The organism is Limnobacter alexandrii (assembly GCF_005871185.1).
GTDB classification, from domain to species: Bacteria; Pseudomonadota; Gammaproteobacteria; order Burkholderiales; family Burkholderiaceae_B; genus Limnobacter; species Limnobacter alexandrii.
Map to the genome: position 1 here is coordinate 41798 of NZ_SWKN01000012.1, position 15864 is coordinate 57661.

The following is a 15864-nucleotide window of genomic DNA, read 5'->3' on the forward strand; positions in this document are numbered from 1 at the left end:
AGCAACAGCCCAAGCCGATTAGGCTATTCAAACCAGAAGGTCAGTGTGTCGCAGTATCCGCCACCGGCAAGCGCACTTTGGCAAAAGCCCGGCCTTTCACGCGGGTTACTCGTTCCACGTACTCAAGCCTGCGCAACGCCATCAAAATGCGCGCAAGGTGCACACGGTCAGTTACCTGAATGGTGAAATGCAGCAGCTTGCGGTAGGCCGTTTCATCGCTCATCGTCAGGTTGGTGATGTTGGCACCCGCATCGGACAAGGTGGCTGCAATGGTGGCCAGCGCCCCTTTTTCGTTCACGGCCTGCAAATCCACATTCACATCAAATGGGCGTGTAATTTCTGGGGACCACTGAACATCGGTCCAGCGTTCTGGTTCTTTGCGAATCTGTTTGCGTGCGGTTTCGCATTCATCGGTGTGAATAATCAACCCCGAGCCCTTGCGCACATAGCCAATGATGTTGTCCCCGGGAATCGGCAAACAACAGGGCGCACGCTGAACCGACATGCCTTCACCGCCGTGAATCATGATGGGCGCACGCGCCTCGCCTGAATGTCCAGCGGGGGCATCCACCCGCGCATCTGCACGGCCCATGGCAATCAGTACCCGACGGGCCACAACTGGCGCCACTCGACGTCCTGCACCAATATCTGCCAACAATTCGTCTCGGGTGCTCACTTGCGAGTCTTTCAACAAACGGTCCCACACCTCATTGGGCAACTGATCCAGCTTGATCTGGTCGGCTTCAAGCGCTTGCTCCAGCAACCGGCTACCCAAGCGCACGGTTTCTTCCAGATTCATCGACTTCAAATAGTGCCGAATTTCGGAGCGGGCTTTACCCGAACGTACAAAGCCCAGCCAAACCGGGTTGGGGCGGCTGTGCGGAGCCGTAATTATTTCAACCACGTCGCCACTTTTCAAAATGGTTCGCAGCGGCTCAATCACCTGATTAACCCGTGCGGCCACGCAATGGTTGCCCACGTCGGTGTGCACGGCATACGCGAAGTCGACCACTGTGGCGCCGCGCGGCAGGCTCATGATTTTGCCGTTGGGCGTGAACACGTAGACCGCATCCGGGAACAGGTCCACCTTGATGTGTTCGAGAAACTCGGCTGAATCGCCAGTCTGGTTTTGAATGTCCAGCAAGCTTTGCAGCAGGCGGTGCGTTTGGGTTTGAATGTTGTTCAGCGCCTCGCCTTCGCCTTTGTACAGCCAGTGCGAGGCCACACCTTTCTCGGCCACCTGGTGCATTTCTTCGGTACGAATTTGAAACTCCACCGGGGTTCCATAGGGCCCCAGCAAAGTGGTGTGCAGGCTTTGGTAGCCATTCAGCTTTGGAATGGCGATGTAATCCTTGAATTTTCCCGGTACTGGCTTGAACAGCTGGTGCAACATGCCCATGGCCATGTAACAGCCAGGCATGTCTTTCACGACCACCCTGAAACCATACACATCCAGCACCTGTGAAAAGCTCAGGCGCTTTTCAATCATTTTGCGGTAAATGCCGTACAGGGCTTTTTCCCGGCCGTACACCTGACATTCAATGTTGGCATCGCCCAGGCATTTCTCAACCGCCTCCAGAATTTTGCCCACCACTTCACGGCGGTTGCCGCGCGCAGCCAACACCGCTTTTTTCAGCACTTCGTAGCGCATGGGGTAAGCATGCTGGAAGCTGAGTTCTTGCAGTTCGCGGAAAATTTCATTCAAGCCCAGTCGGTGGGCAATGGGGGCGTAAATTTCGAGGGTTTCTAGTGCAATGCGGCGTTTCTTGGCGGGGCTCATAATGTCGAGCGTTCGCATATTGTGCAAACGGTCGGCCAATTTCACCAAAATAACGCGCAGGTCGCGGGCCATGGCCAGCAACATTTTGCGGAAGTTCTCGGCCTGGGCCTCTTCGCGTGAAGAAAACTCCATTTTGTCGAGCTTGGAAAGCCCGTCGACCAAATCGGCCACCGAGCCGCCAAAGCGCTCGATCAAGTCTTCCTTGGTGGTGCCGGAGTCCTCCATCACATCGTGAAGCAGGGCGGCTTGAATGGCTTGGCTGTCCAGGCGCCAACTGGCACACAGTTCAGCCACCGCAATGGGGTGGGTTACGTAGGGCTCACCTGTGGCTCGGAATTGTCCCAGGTGCGCAACGTCAGAAAACTTGTAAGCCTCGCGAACACGCCGGATCTCGGCCTCGGGCAAATAAGTCGAGGCTAGTCCAATAAGCTGTGCGATAGAGACCACATCGGGTCGGTTTGGCTCAGGTTGAAGTTCTCTGGCTTGCATTGCCCCCCGCATTTTGTACCACTCTTACAACTAAAACTACGATCTTCTATTGTGCAGTCTTACTTCTGGTCCGGCAAGACGATATTAACTTCCAACATCTCCATATTGCCTTGTTTTTGAAGGTTAAACTTCACGTCTTCCTGATCAATCTTGACGTATTTCGCGATCACCTGCATCAATTCGTCCCGCATTTGGGGCAAAAAGTCGGGGCCGTCCTGGTCTACACGCTCGCGTGCAACGATCAAAGACAGTCGTTCTTTTGCAACATTGGCCGATTTTTTCTTTTCGCCAAACAGCATGCTGAGTAATGACATGACCTTAACCTCCAAACAAGCGCTTCAGCAGACCAGGCTTTTCATAGTCTACAAACCGCAAAGGTTTTGTTTCACCCAAAAAGCGTGAAATACAGTCCTGGTAGGCCAAAGCTGCGTCGTTTTCTTCGGCGTGAATCACCGGCATACCTTGGTTGGAAGCCTGCAATACCGTTTCGCTTTCAGGAATAACACCCAATAGCGGCACACGCAACAGGTCGGCTACATCGGTGTAGCTCAGCATTTCGCCGTCGGCGGCACGCTTTGCTGAGTAACGGGTGATCAGCAGATGTTCCTTGACTGGCTCACCGCCTTCTTTGGCGCGTTTACTCTTGGCTTGCAGAATGCCGATGATTCGATCGGAATCGCGAACCGAGGACACTTCCGGGTTGGTCACCACAATGGCTTCATCGGCGAATGTCAGGGCCATCACTGCGCCACGCTCAATACCGGCTGGGCTGTCGCAAACAATGTACTCAAAGCCCATTTCGATCAGGTCTTTGATCACTTTTTCCACACCTTCTTCGGTCAAGGCGTCTTTGTCCCGGGTTTGAGAGGCTGGCAAAATCGACAGCATGGGGCAGTGTTTGTCTTTAATCAGGGTTTGCTGCAGGCTGGCTTCGCCATTGATCACGTTGACCAGGTCGTAGACCACCCGGCGTTCGCAACCCATGATCAGGTCCAGGTTGCGCAAACCCACGTCAAAGTCGATCACTACTGTTTTAAAACCACGCAGGGCCAAGCCTGCGGAAAAACTTGCGCTGGTGGTTGTTTTACCAACGCCACCCTTGCCGGATGTAACAACAATGACTCGACTCACAAATGGTCTCCTAGCGGATGTTGATGGCCTTGAGCCGCAATGTGGCGGGCTCGGTGCCATGGTCAAGATGAATTAAGGTGGGTTTGGACCGGTTCTCTTCAGGAAAACCGCCCTCGAATGTTAAATAGTAACCAGCCACAGCCACCAGTTCGGCTTCGAAACAAGTGGACAGGATTCTGGCTTGGGTATCGCCAGCAGCACCCGCCAGGGCGCGGCCGCGCAATACACCGTAAACGTGCACATTGCCATCTGCGATGACCTCGGCGCCCGCAGACACCTGGCCCATAACAATCAGATCGGCCCCTTGGGCATAAATTTTCTGGCCACTGCGCACAGATTGATCAATCACCATGGTGCGGCGCGCATTGTCGAAGCTGGGCACGGCAGGATGGTCATCCTGTTTTGAATCGGCGGGCTCAGTGCTGGCGGCGTGTGTCACTGTGCTTGTTGCCTCCAGTGTTTCTGGTTCAGATTGCTCAGTTTGGCCGGTCTCAAAACGAATGCCCAATTCTTCTGCCTGGGCTTCAAGGGCCTCGCTTTGTCCGCGCGCCTCAACCAGCAATACACCTGCGGCTTTCAGCATTTCAGCAAAAGCTTTCAATTCAATGCCGTTCTCACTCAGATCAGTATCATTCCAGCCGGAAAAGTCGAGAACCGCAGGCTCAGCAGAATACACACCGGGTGTTGGTCCCAAACGCTTCTTGAGCGCATCCAGGCCTTCTTGTAGTGGAGCGGGGCGCAAGGCGAAAGTCACCGCTTTGATTTTGGCGAATTTGATGTCCAGCAGTGCGGAGGAAGGCTTGTTCAAGATAATCGGGATCCGGGAATTCTGTATTTTCGGTCAATTTTACGAACAAAGCCCGAGCCGTGTGCCGGTCTCGGGCTTTTCAAGTTCGGTGTTGCCCAGGTTAAACGGGCACGCGTTTCAGCATTTCGATACCGATTTCCCCTGCGGCAATTTCACGCAAGGCTGTTACGGTGGGCTTGTCCTTGTCAGACTTTACCTTCGGTGTGTGGCCTTGGGCCAGCATGCGGGCGCGGTAAGTGGCGCACAGGGCCATGTCGAAACGGTTAGGGATCTTTTTCAAGCAATCTTCAACGGTGATGCGGGCCATCTGGTGTCCTTACAGTCCAATACTTTTGAGTTGCGCCCCGTGGCGCGCCATTTGCTGATTGAAACGGCAACGGGATGCGAAGACGATCGATTTCAGCTCCAAAAGAGCCTGTGTGAAATCATCGTTAAGGATAACATAATCAAAGCGCCTCGCCTGCTCGATCTCGAGTTGTGCGGCACCCATTCGCTTCAAAATCACCTCTTCCGTGTCTGTGCCCCGTCCGCGAAGCCGTTTTTCCAGTTCTTCCATGCTGGGTGGAAGAATAAAGATGGACACCACGTTGTCTACCTTTCGCACCACCTGTTCTGCGCCTTGCCAATCGATTTCCAAAAGTACGTCGCGATCAATGGCCATTTGGCCTTCAACCCAGGCACGCGATGTCCCGTAGTAATTGCCATGCACGTGCGCCCATTCCAGGAAACCATCTTGTTCCCGCATGGCATCAAACTCATGCTCGGAAATGAAGTGGTAGTCCTTGCCATCTACTTCGCCGGGGCGGGCCTTTCGTGTGGTGTTGGAAATGGACAGCCCGATGCCCTGCACTTCGGCCAGAAGCGCTTTCACTAGCGATGATTTACCTGCGCCGGAGGGGGCACTGACAATGAACAGGCTGCCTGAATACTGTTGAGATTGTTGGGGTGGAGGGGGTTTGCTCATTCACGGCCTAACCAATTTCGTGTTGAATGCCTGATTCTAAGTCAAATGTTGGCGCTACGAACTTTCTTGCGCCCCGGATGCAGAGCGGAATGACTAATGAACAATTAGTTTGCTTGTGTTACTGAGGGATCCTTATCACTCTCCAGGAGTACAGCATGCCCAACCCAGTGCCTGCAGTAGAAACAGGTTCTCGCCCTGCACCAGAACCTCAGCGGACCCAGTTTACGGCAGAGGGTCGAACCTTCCAAAAAGCGGCGTTTTACATTCATAAAACCTCATGGGGCGAAGTTAGCTGGAGCGGTGAGCAGGCGGTTGATGGCGTCATCTACAAGTTTCCCCGAAATTTGAACTCGACAATTTACAAGAGTCTGACTTTTTCGGGTTCAGGCAGATTCGCTCGAGCTCAAAATCTGGCCTCTTTGCAACGAAGTGTGGTTGGCTCTGAATCAGGCGATAATATTGGGCAGGCTGCATGCCGATTAATCAATGAAATCAATTCGGAGAATGCATCAGAGTATTCTCTGAAAGTGGGGGCCAAGCTGATTGGCATGCAACTCCAGTTGGCAGGAATTCCTCTTTGGCAAAGGGCATCGGGAAACAATTACAAAGTTAAGGAACGGATTGAGGAAAACGGTTGCTTTGAATCCATTGGCAACAACCCATTTTTGGCCACTTTGCTTGGCGGAATAAGTGGCCGACCGGTAAAGCTTGAGAAAAGCGTGAAATTTCTCGAGGCGTGCCAGAGATACGCCCAGCAAAGTCTTGCAGAACAGATCAGAACATTTGGTGAAACCCACACATTCACTTCAGCAGAAGATCTTGTTCATCGGGCAAAATTGACCTTGGTTGCCGCACCGACTGAGTATCTGAGACAGCGGCCTGGGCTGGCGATCAAAATTTGCGAGAAAATTAGTAGTCTTGAACTGTTAAGCCATTACTGTTTCCACAACGGCGCTTCGCCACCGAGACAGCGCGAGATGTACAGTCATATGGCCCAAGACTCTCAATTCTTTCAGACTCATTGTAATTCCCTTCGAAACATGCTGATCAGCTTTGGCAATCCGATTCCTTGAAGACCAATTGCAGACTCACTCGATATTCTGAATTTGCTCCCTGAACTGTTCAACCAGCACCTTCAGGTCAATCGACGCCTGCGTTTGTGCAATCGCGTGGGCTTTGCTGCCCAGGGTGTTGGCCTCGCGGTTCAGTTCTTGGGTTACGAAATCGAGCCGTTTGCCAATGACCCCACCTTTTTTCAGAATGCGACGCACTTCAGTAAAGTGAGTTTGCAGTCGCTCTACTTCTTCTTTCACGTCAATACGGACGCTGTGCAAGGCCACTTCGTGTTTGATGCGTTCTTCAAGGTCTTCCACGGTTAAGTGGCCAGCTTTGTCATTGATGATTTTGTCGAAGGCCTCTGTCATGCGTTCCCGAATTTTGCCCTCGTAGTGGGCCAAAAACTGGGGCAGCATGGGGAGCAGGCTGTTCACAATGGTTTCCATGCCGTCTACTTTTTCCAGCAGTACAGTGGCAAGGCCAGCGCCTTCGCGCTCGCGGCTTTGTTTCATTGCATCAATGGCTTGGTCGCACAGGGCTGAAATGGTCTCTTGCAGCTCCTCGCCACTCAGGCTGTTGTCTTCAACCACACCGGGCCAGTTCAACACCTCGGTAATGCGAAAGCCGTTCGCCTTGGGCAAGGCACTTTGAATGCTGGCTTCAAGTGCGGCCAGTTGCTTAACCTGTTCAAGGTCAACCTTTGGAATTCGCTTTTCGCCCTCTGCGCGTCCCCAGGAAATTCGACACTCCACTTTGCCCCGGCTTAGCGCATTCATCAGCTTTTCGCGAATCAGTGGTTCAAGCATGCGCAGGTCGTCGGCCATGCGAAAGTTCAGGTCCAGAAAGCGGGAATTCACACTGCGCAATTCCATGCTCAAGGTGCCAGCACGGGTGGTGCTTTGCGCGTTGGCAAAGCCTGTCATGCTGTGTACTGCGGCGGTGTTTTTGCTGTCCTTGCTCATTTGCGGCCTGTGCGTGTGTGTCAGTGGTGCATGGATTGTAAACTCTGGACTGGTGCTTGTTTTCTGTGGGGGTGTTTTTGTCGGGTCGAATCATTGCCCATCTGGACATGGATGCCTTCTACGCCAACGCCGAATTGGTGCGCAACCCAGACTTGCGGGGTTTGCCTGTGGCTGTGGGTGGTCGCCGGGGCATGCAGCCACTGCCAGGTCAGCAATTCCCAACCTTGGCGCAGTACGAGGGGCGGGGGGTGTTAACCACTGCTAATTACGAAGCGCGCGCATTGGGTTTGCATTCGGCCATGCCCACCATGAAGGCCGCCAAGCTGGCGCCTCACGCCATTTTATTGCCAGCCGATTTCGATTGGTACAAAACACTCTCGCGTCAGTTCAAGGCCGCTGTGCGTGAATTGGCTCCGAACGTAGAGGACCGGGGAATTGATGAGATTTACATTGATTTAACCGAGGAAACTTCGGGTGATTTTGGCGTAGCCATTGATCTGGCGCGGCAATTGAAGGTGGCCGTGACCGAGGCCACTGGCGGTATGACCTGTTCGGTGGGGCTGTCTGAAAACAAACTGACATCCAAAATATGCTCTGACCTTCAAAAACCGGATGGGCTCAGCGTGGTCCGCCCCGATCAGTTTCAGGAAATGATCTGGCCTTTGCCCGTTGGCAAAATCAACGGTGTGGGTCCAAAGGCTCAGGAAAAACTGAAGGCGATGGGCGTGAACAGCATTGCCGAGCTGGCGGCCCAACCCCTTGACTTGCTTCGAGAACGTTTTGGTGAAAGCTATGGCTTGTGGATGCATGAAAGCGCCAATGGCATTGATCGCAGGCCAGTGACGCTGTATTCCGAGCCGAAAAGCATTAGCCGTGAAACCACGTTTGAGATCGACATGCATGTGCGCCGGCACAGGGACAATCTGACCCAAGTGCTCATTCACCTTGCTGATAAATTGACTCAAGACCTGGCCCGCAAGCAGCGCCTTGCAAAAACCATCGGTGTGAAAGTGCGCTTTGCAGATTTCAAATCGTTAACCCGCGATGTAACCACGGGCTTGACGACTAGTTCAGCGGACGAAATTCTGCAAGCCGCGCGCGCCTGCCTGAAAAAAATTCCTTTTGAGGAAAAAGGACCCCGTTCAACAATTCGCTTGTTGGGTATCAAAGCCAGCCATTTGATTACGCCGGGCGATGCCGCGCTTGAGAGGGCCGCTCAGGAAAGCAAGCGAGCCAAAGGGCAGGCCCAATTGTTTCTCGACCTTGAAGATGCGCCATAATGCGGGCACGACAAATGGATACGCACTGGAGAACCTGAATGAGCACAACAACAGCCCGCCCGGATGGCCGAAGCCCCCACGCCCTGCGAAAAATCAGCCTTGAGCGCAATTACACCAAGCATGCTGAGGGTTCGGTCATGGTGCGTTTTGGCGATACGCATGTGTTGTGTACTTGCAGTGTCGAAGACAAAGTGCCTGGATTCCTGAAAGGACAGAACCAGGGCTGGTTGACAGCCGAGTACGGCATGTTGCCCCGTTCCACCCATTCCCGCATGGACCGTGAAGCCGCACGTGGCAAACAAAGCGGCCGCACGCAAGAAATTCAGCGTTTGATTGGCCGTGCCCTGCGTGCTGCGGTTGATTTGAGCAAACTGGGCGAGCGCACCCTGAAAATTGATTGCGACGTGATTCAGGCCGATGGCGGTACGCGCACAGCCTCGATTACCGGGGCCATGGTTGCAGTGGCCGATGCAATCGGCAAATTGCAGGCCAGTGGCGCACTTATGGAAAACCCAGTCAAGCAATTTGTGGCGGCGGTGTCGGTGGGCGTGGTGAACGGACAAGTGGTGCTTGACCTGAATTACGACGAGGACTCCACCTGCGAAACAGACCTGAATGTGGTGATGACCGAGAAGGGCGGTTTTGTGGAAGTGCAGGGCACAGCCGAAGGTGAGGCCTTCAGCCGGGAAGAACTGGATGGCATGCTCGATTCGGCAGCGGCCGGTATTGCTGAATTGGTTCGTTTGCAGAAAGCAGCACTTGCCGCTTGACCCGCAGGAAGGAAAAACGTCATGGCATTGAACAATGAATGGGTGCTGGCCAGCGGCAACAAAGGCAAGCTGCGTGAATTTCAGGACCTGTTTGCCCCTTGGGGCGTGAACTGGGTTGCCCAAGGTGAACTCGGTGTGCCTGATGCCGATGAACCTTTTCATACCTTCGTTGAAAACGCCCTGACTAAGGCCCGCCACGCCAGCCGCCTAACCGGGCGCCCAGCGCTGGCTGACGACTCTGGTTTGTGTGTGCCTGCCATTGCTGGCGCACCCGGTGTGTTGTCGGCTCGCTATGCCACTTTGTTTGGGCAGGAAAAAAGCGACGCCAACAACAATGCTTGCCTGGTCGAACAGCTGAAAGGTGTTGAAGACCGGCGCGCTTATTTTGTGTGTGCCATGGTCTGGGTGGCCCATACCGACGATCCCACACCCACCATTGCCCAAAAAATGTGGTGGGGCGAAGTGATTGACGTGCCGCAGGGTGAGCATGGATTTGGTTACGACCCGCATTTCTGGCTACCTGAACACCAATGCACTGCCGCGCAAATGCCCAAGGAGTTGAAAAACCAGTTCAGCCATCGTGCGCAGGCCACACAGGCCTTGCTTGCTGAGTTGCAACTGCGCCTGGGTTTAAAGAAGGTAGAAGCCTAAGTGGAACAGGGCAAGGGCGACGACAAGCCAAGTTTCATGGCAACCTCGGCCAGTAATCTTGTAGGCCGTGTCTTCATGCCCAGCGAACTTCGTTTCGCCGCCATGCCACCACTGGCGCTTTATATTCACCTGCCCTGGTGTGTGCGCAAATGTCCTTATTGCGATTTCAACAGCCACCTGGCCCCGGAAAGCAATCTGCGCGAAGTGGGCATACCCATTCACGCTGGCATGCAGCGTGCCGCGGGTGAACAAGGGTTTGCAGAATCCGTGCCAATCGACTTGCAACGCCGCTACCTCAATGCGCTGGTGGCGGATCTTGATCAGCAGTTGCCCAAAATTTGGGGTCGAAAGCTTTATTCCATTTTTATCGGGGGGGGCACCCCTTCCTTGTTTGCACCCGAGTTGATTGATGAGTTGCTGGGCGCAGTGCGTGCACGTTTGGGCATGCCGCAAAGCGGCGAAATTACGATGGAAGCCAACCCCGGCACCTTCGAGCAAGCCCGGTTCGAAGGGTTCCGCAAGGCTGGTGTGAACCGATTGTCTATTGGCGTACAGAGTTTCTCGGATTCTCACTTGCAAGCCCTGGGCCGGGTGCACAACAGCGGGCAGGCGGTGGCTGCCGTACGCAGTGCTGTGGCCTTGTTCGATGAAGTGAACATTGATTTGATGTACGCCTTGCCGCATCAAAACGTGGAGCAGGCCTTGGCCGATGTGGCCCAGGCAGTGGCGCTGAATAGTACCCACCTTAGCCTGTACCAGCTCACCATGGAACCCAACACCCTGTTTGCTGCCAAACCGCCGCCTTTGCCCGATGATGACACCTTGATCGACATTGAAGAGGCGGTTCACCGCGCAGCAAAGGCAGCAGGCTTTGAGCAGTACGAAATTTCAGCCTTTGCCAAACCTGGGCATCGTTGCCAGCACAACCTGAACTATTGGGGGTTTGGCGATTACTTGGGTATTGGTGCCGGGGCACATGCAAAAATCAGCTACCCCAACCGAATTGAACGTGAAATCCGCCACCGCAACCCGATGGCTTATATGGAAGAAATGGAGGGCGCAGCGCAGCCCCTTGAAGTACGAACCTTGGCTGTGAAAGAACTGCCATTTGAATTCATGCTGAACGCCTTGCGTTTGACCGATGGCGTGCCGGAAAGCTGGTTTGTAGAGCGCTGTGGCAGGCCGCTGAGCGACTTGCAAAAAGCCTTGAAACTGGCATTGAACAAAAGTTTGATTGAAACCCAGCCCGGTATGTTCAAACCCACTGCACTGGGGTTTCGTTTCCTGAATGATCTTCAGGAAATCTTTCTGGCAGGCTAGTGGGTTCAGGCCTGTTCAATTCAAGTGCCGCGTTTCAGGTCGCTCAATAATGCTGGGTACAGTCTTGAAATGCAGGCCCCAATCGGCCTGCCCACATGTTTTGATCAACAAATCGGCAAAGCCATGCTGCAACTGCTCGGCCATGCGCATTTCAAACCCCTTGCCATTGCCAGCCACCAGCTTCAACACCAGGTCGGTATTGTGCGCTTCGCCGCTGGGCCGCAATTCAATTTGCGTGATCAGTAGTGGGTCCGCACCCAGCGGGGTGGTGGTGTTTTTGTCCTGAAACGGACTTTTGAAATCGGCTGAATACAGCGACACCTCCCGGCTCATCTCCAGCAGTGCTTTGCGGCCTGCATCGTTCAGTGGCCTGTCGCTGGCCAACAGCTTTTGCATCATTTCATCCAGGCTGGGTATCAGCATGCGCACCATGCGGCGCGTCAGCCAAACCCGTACTTCCTGACTTTCAGATGAATTGATCCGCATCAGGATGCGATCGTGCTCGGGTGCGTAAGCAATTTGGAGTTGTTTGATTTGCATGGCAGCGTACTTGAAAAATAGTGCAAGTCATTTGTGTTGGCGTTATCTTGAAATCACCACGCTCGCCCACACATACGGTTCATGGGTATTGTGACTCAAAATTGTTAAGAAGGGTTTGCACACATGCGTTTAGATCGACTCACCACCAAGTTTCAGGAAGCTTTGGCTGATGCGCAAAGCCTGGCTGTGGGAAAAGACAACCCCACTGTTGAACCTGCACACGTCTTGTTGGCCATGCTCAAGCAGGGCGAGGGGTCTGTGCGCGGGGTAATCAGCAAAGCAGGCGGCAATCCGCAGGTGTTGCTGAAAGGTGTCGAGGCCGAGGTGAACAACCTGCCGCAGGTGGCCAACAATGCCGGTCAAATCCAGATTGGCAGCAAGCTGCAAGCCGCATTGAACCTGACTGACAAAGAAGCCCAGAAGCGCGGCGACCAGTTTATTGCCAGTGAGCTTTTCTTGTTGGCTTGTCTGCAAGACAGCACTGGCTTGGCGAAGGTAATGAAAGAAGCAGGTTTGAATGCCCAGTCGCTGAACGCAGCCATTGAACAAGTGCGCGGCGGTGCCGCAGTAGACAGCGCCGATGGCGAAAGCCAGCGCGAGGCCTTGAAAAAATACACCATTGATTTAACCGAGCGTGCGCGCATGGGCAAGCTGGATCCAGTCATTGGTCGAGATGACGAAATTCGCCGTGCCATTCAAATTTTACAGCGCAGAACGAAAAACAACCCGGTGCTGATTGGCGAGCCTGGTGTGGGTAAAACCGCCATTGTGGAAGGCTTGGCCCAGCGCATTGTGAATGGCGAAGTGCCCGATACCCTGAAAAACAAGCGTGTGTTGGTGCTGGACATGGCCCTGTTGCTGGCCGGCGCGAAATACCGGGGCGAATTTGAGGAACGCCTGAAAGCCGTGCTGAAAGATGTGGCCGCCGATGAAGGTCAAACCATCGTGTTCATCGATGAAATTCACACCATGGTGGGTGCGGGCAAAGCCGAAGGCGCCATTGATGCCGGCAATATGCTCAAGCCTGCGCTGGCCCGTGGCGAGTTGCATTGCATTGGTGCCACCACGCTGGACGAATACCGCAAGTACATTGAAAAAGATGCCGCGCTGGAGCGTCGTTTCCAGAAAGTGTTGGTGGGTGAACCCAGTGTTGAAAGCACCATTGCCATTCTGCGTGGCTTGCAGGAACGTTATGAATTGCACCACGGCGTGGACATTACCGACCCAGCCATAGTGGCCGCGGCAGAGCTTTCTCACCGCTACATCACCGATCGTTTCCTGCCCGACAAAGCAATCGATTTAATCGACGAAGCGGCTGCACGAATCAAGATGGAAATTGATTCCAAGCCCGAGGAAATGGACAAGCTGGATCGCCGAATCATTCAGCTGAAAATTGAACGCGAGGCTGTCAAGCGAGAGCAAGACGATGCATCGAAAAAACGCCTGGCCTTGATCGAAGAGGAAATTGTTCGCCTGGAACGCGAGTACGCCGATCTGGATGAAATCTGGAAAAGTGAAAAGGCAGCAGTGCAGGGCAGTGCCGCCATCAAAGAGGAACTTGACCACATCCGCGCCGAAATCGAGCAGCTGAAACGCAAGGGCGATTGGCAAAAAGTATCTGAGTTGCAATACGGCAAAGTGCCTGCACTCGAGAAAAAGCTCAACGATGTGAAAGAAAACGAAGGTGGTGAAAAGAAACCCAACCGTTTGCTTCGCACGCAGGTGGGCACCGAAGAAATTGCTGAAGTGGTGAGCCGAGCCACGGGCATTCCGGTCAGCAAAATGCTGCAAGGTGAACGCGACAAATTGCTGCAAATGGAAGCAGCTTTGCACATGCGTGTGGTGGGGCAAGACGAGGCTGTTACCTTGGTATCGGATGCCATTCGCCGTTCGCGTGCGGGGCTTTCCGATCCCAACAAGCCCTTGGGTTCATTCCTGTTCTTGGGTCCTACGGGTGTGGGTAAAACCGAGTTGTGCAAAGCATTGGCTGGTTTTTTGTTTGACTCGGAAGATCACCTGATTCGTATCGACATGAGTGAGTTCATGGAGAAACACAGCGTCAGCCGGCTCGTGGGGGCGCCTCCGGGGTACGTGGGCTACGACGAAGGTGGTTACTTAACCGAGGCTGTACGCCGCAAGCCCTACAGCGTGATTTTGCTGGACGAGGTGGAAAAGGCACACCCCGATGTATTCAACGTGCTGTTGCAGGTGCTTGACGATGGTCGTTTGACTGACGGGCAGGGCCGCACAGTTGACTTTAAAAATACAGTCATTGTGATGACCTCCAACCTGGGTTCGCATGAAATTCAACGCTTGGCTGGTCAGGACAGTGAAGTGATTAAAGCCGCGGTCATGGAAGAAGTGAAGCTGCACTTCCGCCCGGAATTCATTAACCGGGTGGATGAGTTGGTGGTGTTCCATGCCCTGGACAATGCGCACATTGCCAACATTGCCCGCATTCAGTTGCAGCGTTTGCAACAACGCTTGGCCAGCCGCGACATGCGCCTTGAAGTAAGCGATGCCGCATTGGCTGAAGTGGTGAAGGCTGGCTTTGACCCACTGTATGGTGCAAGGCCTTTGAAGCGGGCCATTCAGCAGATCATCGAAAACCCGGTGTCGAAGATGATTCTGGAAGGCAGGTTTGGGCCGAATGATGTGGTGCCCGTGGACTTCAAGGATGGCGCGTTTACATTTGAGCGGGTGGTGCACTGATCATCGCTGTTCGAAGTCACTGATATTCTCCCATGAGAAAACTCGCCCAAGTCACTTCTCTCGACAGCCCCGCCCAACGTGTATGTTGCGGCGATGGCCGTTCTCATCCCATTCGGAATGGATGCCGCAAACGCTAAAGCGTCTTGCGGAGCCGCTTCGCGTCTAATCCATTCCAAATCGGGAACGGCGGGCGGGTCTTGATCGTCGCGAGAAGTGACTTGGGCGAGTTTTCTCATGCGCGAGGGTGGTGATTTGCGGATTTGCGGACTTCGCTGAACGCCGGCAGTTTCGATCCGCTGTGCAGGTTTGCGATCATTCAGCCGTTTTATTTAAAGCCCGTCAAGGCGGGACGATGCGACCTGTGCAGTGAATAATCTACAAGCCATGCGCAGAACGGGTTACGCATCAATGCGCCGCCGCGTACATCGCCTCGCCAGCCTCCACCGGGTTGCCGGTTTTGTTAAACACCTCTAGCCACACGCCGTAGTTGTGCACGGTGGGGTCTTGCCAAGGGTGAAAGCCGGGCTTGAAGTAATTCAATAGCTTGGGCAACAGGCTGCTGTACAAGCCTTTGGGGCCTAGCAACCACACCAAGCCCTTCGAATACATTTTGAAGCGGGTCCAGCCTTTGAATCCATCGGTTCCCAAAATGATCCAGGTGAACACCAAGGTGTGCAGCGTGAAATTGAACATGGCGTGAGCCATGGCAAGGCTGCGTTTGAAGTAGCCTACCTTGGCCACTTTTTGCATCACATCAAATGCCACTGCTTTGTGTTCCATTTCTTCAACAGCATGCCAGGCCAGCATGGCGCGAACGCGGTGGTCAGCACCGGCCATCACTTCCTTGCGAGCAAAGAACATCTCGGCCATCATGGCCGTGAAATGCTCCAGTGCAGCGGTCATCGCCAAGTTGTATTCAGGCGAAAGCACCTGCAAACGACGATTCATGATTTTCGTAATCACATGCAGCATTTTGTCCACCGGCACGCCCTGTTCCTTCAGGCGTTTGTTGTAGTCGGTGTGCACTTTGCCGTGTTGACCTTCCTGAAAAGAAAAATCTTTCACCGCCTTCAGCAACTCAGGATCGGTAATTTTGTCTTTGAAATTCCGTACGCTCGAGATGAAATAGCGTTCCCCATCCGGAAAACTCATTTGTACGCCGTCAATTACGCGGGTTTTGAATGCGTCGCCGTCCATCCAGTAGCGTGGAATGTCTTTGTCCGTGATTCCAAAATCAAGATCCTTACGAACCACGATGTCTTCTTTGAACGATGTTGTTGTCATGACTGCCTCCTGCTGCTTGGTATGAATAAAGATTACCTAATCACCACAGCACACGATATGATTTGAAATGACAAAAAAGGAAGAATTGGCGACAAATTTGGTTTGATCGCTCTATGG

At 53.7% G+C, this 15864-nt stretch carries 15 protein-coding genes; 6 read left to right on the forward strand and 9 right to left on the reverse strand.

The genetic code is table 11. The features are described 5' to 3' along the window. Positions 1-40: 40 nt before the first annotated feature. The 6 genes from FCS97_RS15315 to gmk form a co-directional block, all read right to left on the reverse strand. Positions 41-2269: a RelA/SpoT family protein gene (locus FCS97_RS15315; RefSeq protein ID WP_138519314.1), complete on the reverse strand. Its 2229-nt coding sequence runs from the start codon at positions 2267-2269 to the stop codon at positions 41-43. 59 nt (positions 2270-2328) lie between these two features. Then, a complete protein-coding gene (gene minE / locus FCS97_RS15320; RefSeq protein WP_138519315.1) occupies positions 2329-2583 on the reverse strand; it encodes a cell division topological specificity factor MinE in 255 nt (84 codons plus the stop codon). 4 nt (positions 2584-2587) lie between these two features. Further along, positions 2588-3400, reverse strand: a complete 813-nt coding sequence (gene minD / locus FCS97_RS15325) for a septum site-determining protein MinD (protein ID WP_138519316.1) — start codon at positions 3398-3400, stop codon at positions 2588-2590. 10 nt (positions 3401-3410) lie between these two features. Further along, a complete protein-coding gene (gene minC / locus FCS97_RS15330; protein WP_171035337.1) occupies positions 3411-4208 on the reverse strand; it encodes a septum site-determining protein MinC in 798 nt (265 codons plus the stop codon). Between the two features lie 100 nt (positions 4209-4308). Then, the gene (rpoZ, locus tag FCS97_RS15335; RefSeq protein WP_138519318.1) at positions 4309-4515 is read right to left on the reverse strand and encodes a DNA-directed RNA polymerase subunit omega; all 207 of its coding nucleotides are present in this window, start codon (positions 4513-4515) and stop codon (positions 4309-4311) included. 9 nt (positions 4516-4524) lie between these two features. Then, positions 4525-5172, reverse strand: a complete 648-nt coding sequence (gmk, locus tag FCS97_RS15340) for a guanylate kinase (RefSeq protein ID WP_138519319.1) — start codon at positions 5170-5172, stop codon at positions 4525-4527. Between the two features lie 155 nt (positions 5173-5327). Between gmk and FCS97_RS15345 the strand changes: the two genes are divergently transcribed. Further along, on the forward strand, positions 5328-6245 hold the full coding sequence (locus FCS97_RS15345; RefSeq protein WP_138519320.1) for a hypothetical protein: 918 nt from the start codon (positions 5328-5330) through the stop codon (positions 6243-6245). A 15-nt stretch (positions 6246-6260) separates the two neighbouring features. Here FCS97_RS15345 and FCS97_RS15350 read toward each other — a convergent pair whose 3' ends face one another. Next, the gene (locus FCS97_RS15350; RefSeq protein WP_138519321.1) at positions 6261-7190 is read right to left on the reverse strand and encodes a YicC/YloC family endoribonuclease; all 930 of its coding nucleotides are present in this window, start codon (positions 7188-7190) and stop codon (positions 6261-6263) included. 65 nt (positions 7191-7255) lie between these two features. Here FCS97_RS15350 and dinB point away from each other — a divergent pair, with 65 nt between their 5' ends. The 4 genes from dinB to hemW are packed head-to-tail and all read left to right on the forward strand — an operon-like array spanning position 7256 to position 11211. Further along, on the forward strand, positions 7256-8470 hold the full coding sequence (dinB, locus tag FCS97_RS15355; protein ID WP_246066402.1) for a DNA polymerase IV: 1215 nt from the start codon (positions 7256-7258) through the stop codon (positions 8468-8470). 38 nt (positions 8471-8508) lie between these two features. Beyond that, the gene (rph, locus tag FCS97_RS15360) at positions 8509-9240 is read left to right on the forward strand and encodes a ribonuclease PH (RefSeq protein ID WP_138519323.1); all 732 of its coding nucleotides are present in this window, start codon (positions 8509-8511) and stop codon (positions 9238-9240) included. A 21-nt stretch (positions 9241-9261) separates the two neighbouring features. Then, positions 9262-9891, forward strand: coding sequence for an RdgB/HAM1 family non-canonical purine NTP pyrophosphatase (gene rdgB / locus FCS97_RS15365; protein ID WP_138519324.1), 630 nt, complete (start codon positions 9262-9264; stop codon positions 9889-9891). A gap of 36 nt (positions 9892-9927) precedes the next feature. Then, entirely contained in the window at positions 9928-11211 is a 1284-nt protein-coding gene (gene hemW, locus FCS97_RS15370; RefSeq protein WP_138519379.1) for a radical SAM family heme chaperone HemW, read from the forward strand. 15 nt (positions 11212-11226) lie between these two features. On the opposite strand, the gene FCS97_RS15375 is transcribed toward hemW, so the two are convergent. After that, positions 11227-11751, reverse strand: a complete 525-nt coding sequence (locus tag FCS97_RS15375) for a hypothetical protein (protein ID WP_138519325.1) — start codon at positions 11749-11751, stop codon at positions 11227-11229. A gap of 123 nt (positions 11752-11874) precedes the next feature. Here FCS97_RS15375 and clpB point away from each other — a divergent pair, with 123 nt between their 5' ends. Further along, entirely contained in the window at positions 11875-14463 is a 2589-nt protein-coding gene (gene clpB / locus FCS97_RS15380) for an ATP-dependent chaperone ClpB (protein WP_138519326.1), read from the forward strand. Positions 14464-14868: 405 nt separating this feature from the next. Here the strand turns inward: clpB and FCS97_RS15385 are convergent, their stop codons facing one another. Further along, entirely contained in the window at positions 14869-15747 is an 879-nt protein-coding gene (locus FCS97_RS15385; RefSeq protein WP_138519327.1) for a metal-dependent hydrolase, read from the reverse strand. Between the last annotated feature and the right edge of the window lie 117 nt (positions 15748-15864).

Bases quoted from the DNA above. Each gene is read 5' to 3' on its own strand.
- FCS97_RS15315 (WP_138519314.1), bottom strand. From the start codon at position 2,269: ATGCAAGCCAGAGAACTTCAACCTGAGCCAAACCGACCCGATGTGGTC.
- minE (WP_138519315.1), bottom strand. From the start codon at position 2,583: ATGTCATTACTCAGCATGCTGTTTGGCGAAAAGAAAAAATCGGCCAAT.
- rpoZ (WP_138519318.1), bottom strand. From the start codon at position 4,515: ATGGCCCGCATCACCGTTGAAGATTGCTTGAAAAAGATCCCTAACCGT.
- gmk (WP_138519319.1), bottom strand. From the start codon at position 5,172: ATGAGCAAACCCCCTCCACCCCAACAATCTCAACAGTATTCAGGCAGC.
- FCS97_RS15345 (WP_138519320.1), top strand. From the start codon at position 5,328: ATGCCCAACCCAGTGCCTGCAGTAGAAACAGGTTCTCGCCCTGCACCA.
- FCS97_RS15350 (WP_138519321.1), bottom strand. From the start codon at position 7,190: ATGAGCAAGGACAGCAAAAACACCGCCGCAGTACACAGCATGACAGGC.
- rph (WP_138519323.1), top strand. From the start codon at position 8,509: ATGAGCACAACAACAGCCCGCCCGGATGGCCGAAGCCCCCACGCCCTG.
- rdgB (WP_138519324.1), top strand. From the start codon at position 9,262: ATGGCATTGAACAATGAATGGGTGCTGGCCAGCGGCAACAAAGGCAAG.
- hemW (WP_138519379.1), top strand. From the start codon at position 9,928: ATGGCAACCTCGGCCAGTAATCTTGTAGGCCGTGTCTTCATGCCCAGC.
- FCS97_RS15375 (WP_138519325.1), bottom strand. From the start codon at position 11,751: ATGCAAATCAAACAACTCCAAATTGCTTACGCACCCGAGCACGATCGC.
- clpB (WP_138519326.1), top strand. From the start codon at position 11,875: ATGCGTTTAGATCGACTCACCACCAAGTTTCAGGAAGCTTTGGCTGAT.
- FCS97_RS15385 (WP_138519327.1), bottom strand. From the start codon at position 15,747: ATGACAACAACATCGTTCAAAGAAGACATCGTGGTTCGTAAGGATCTT.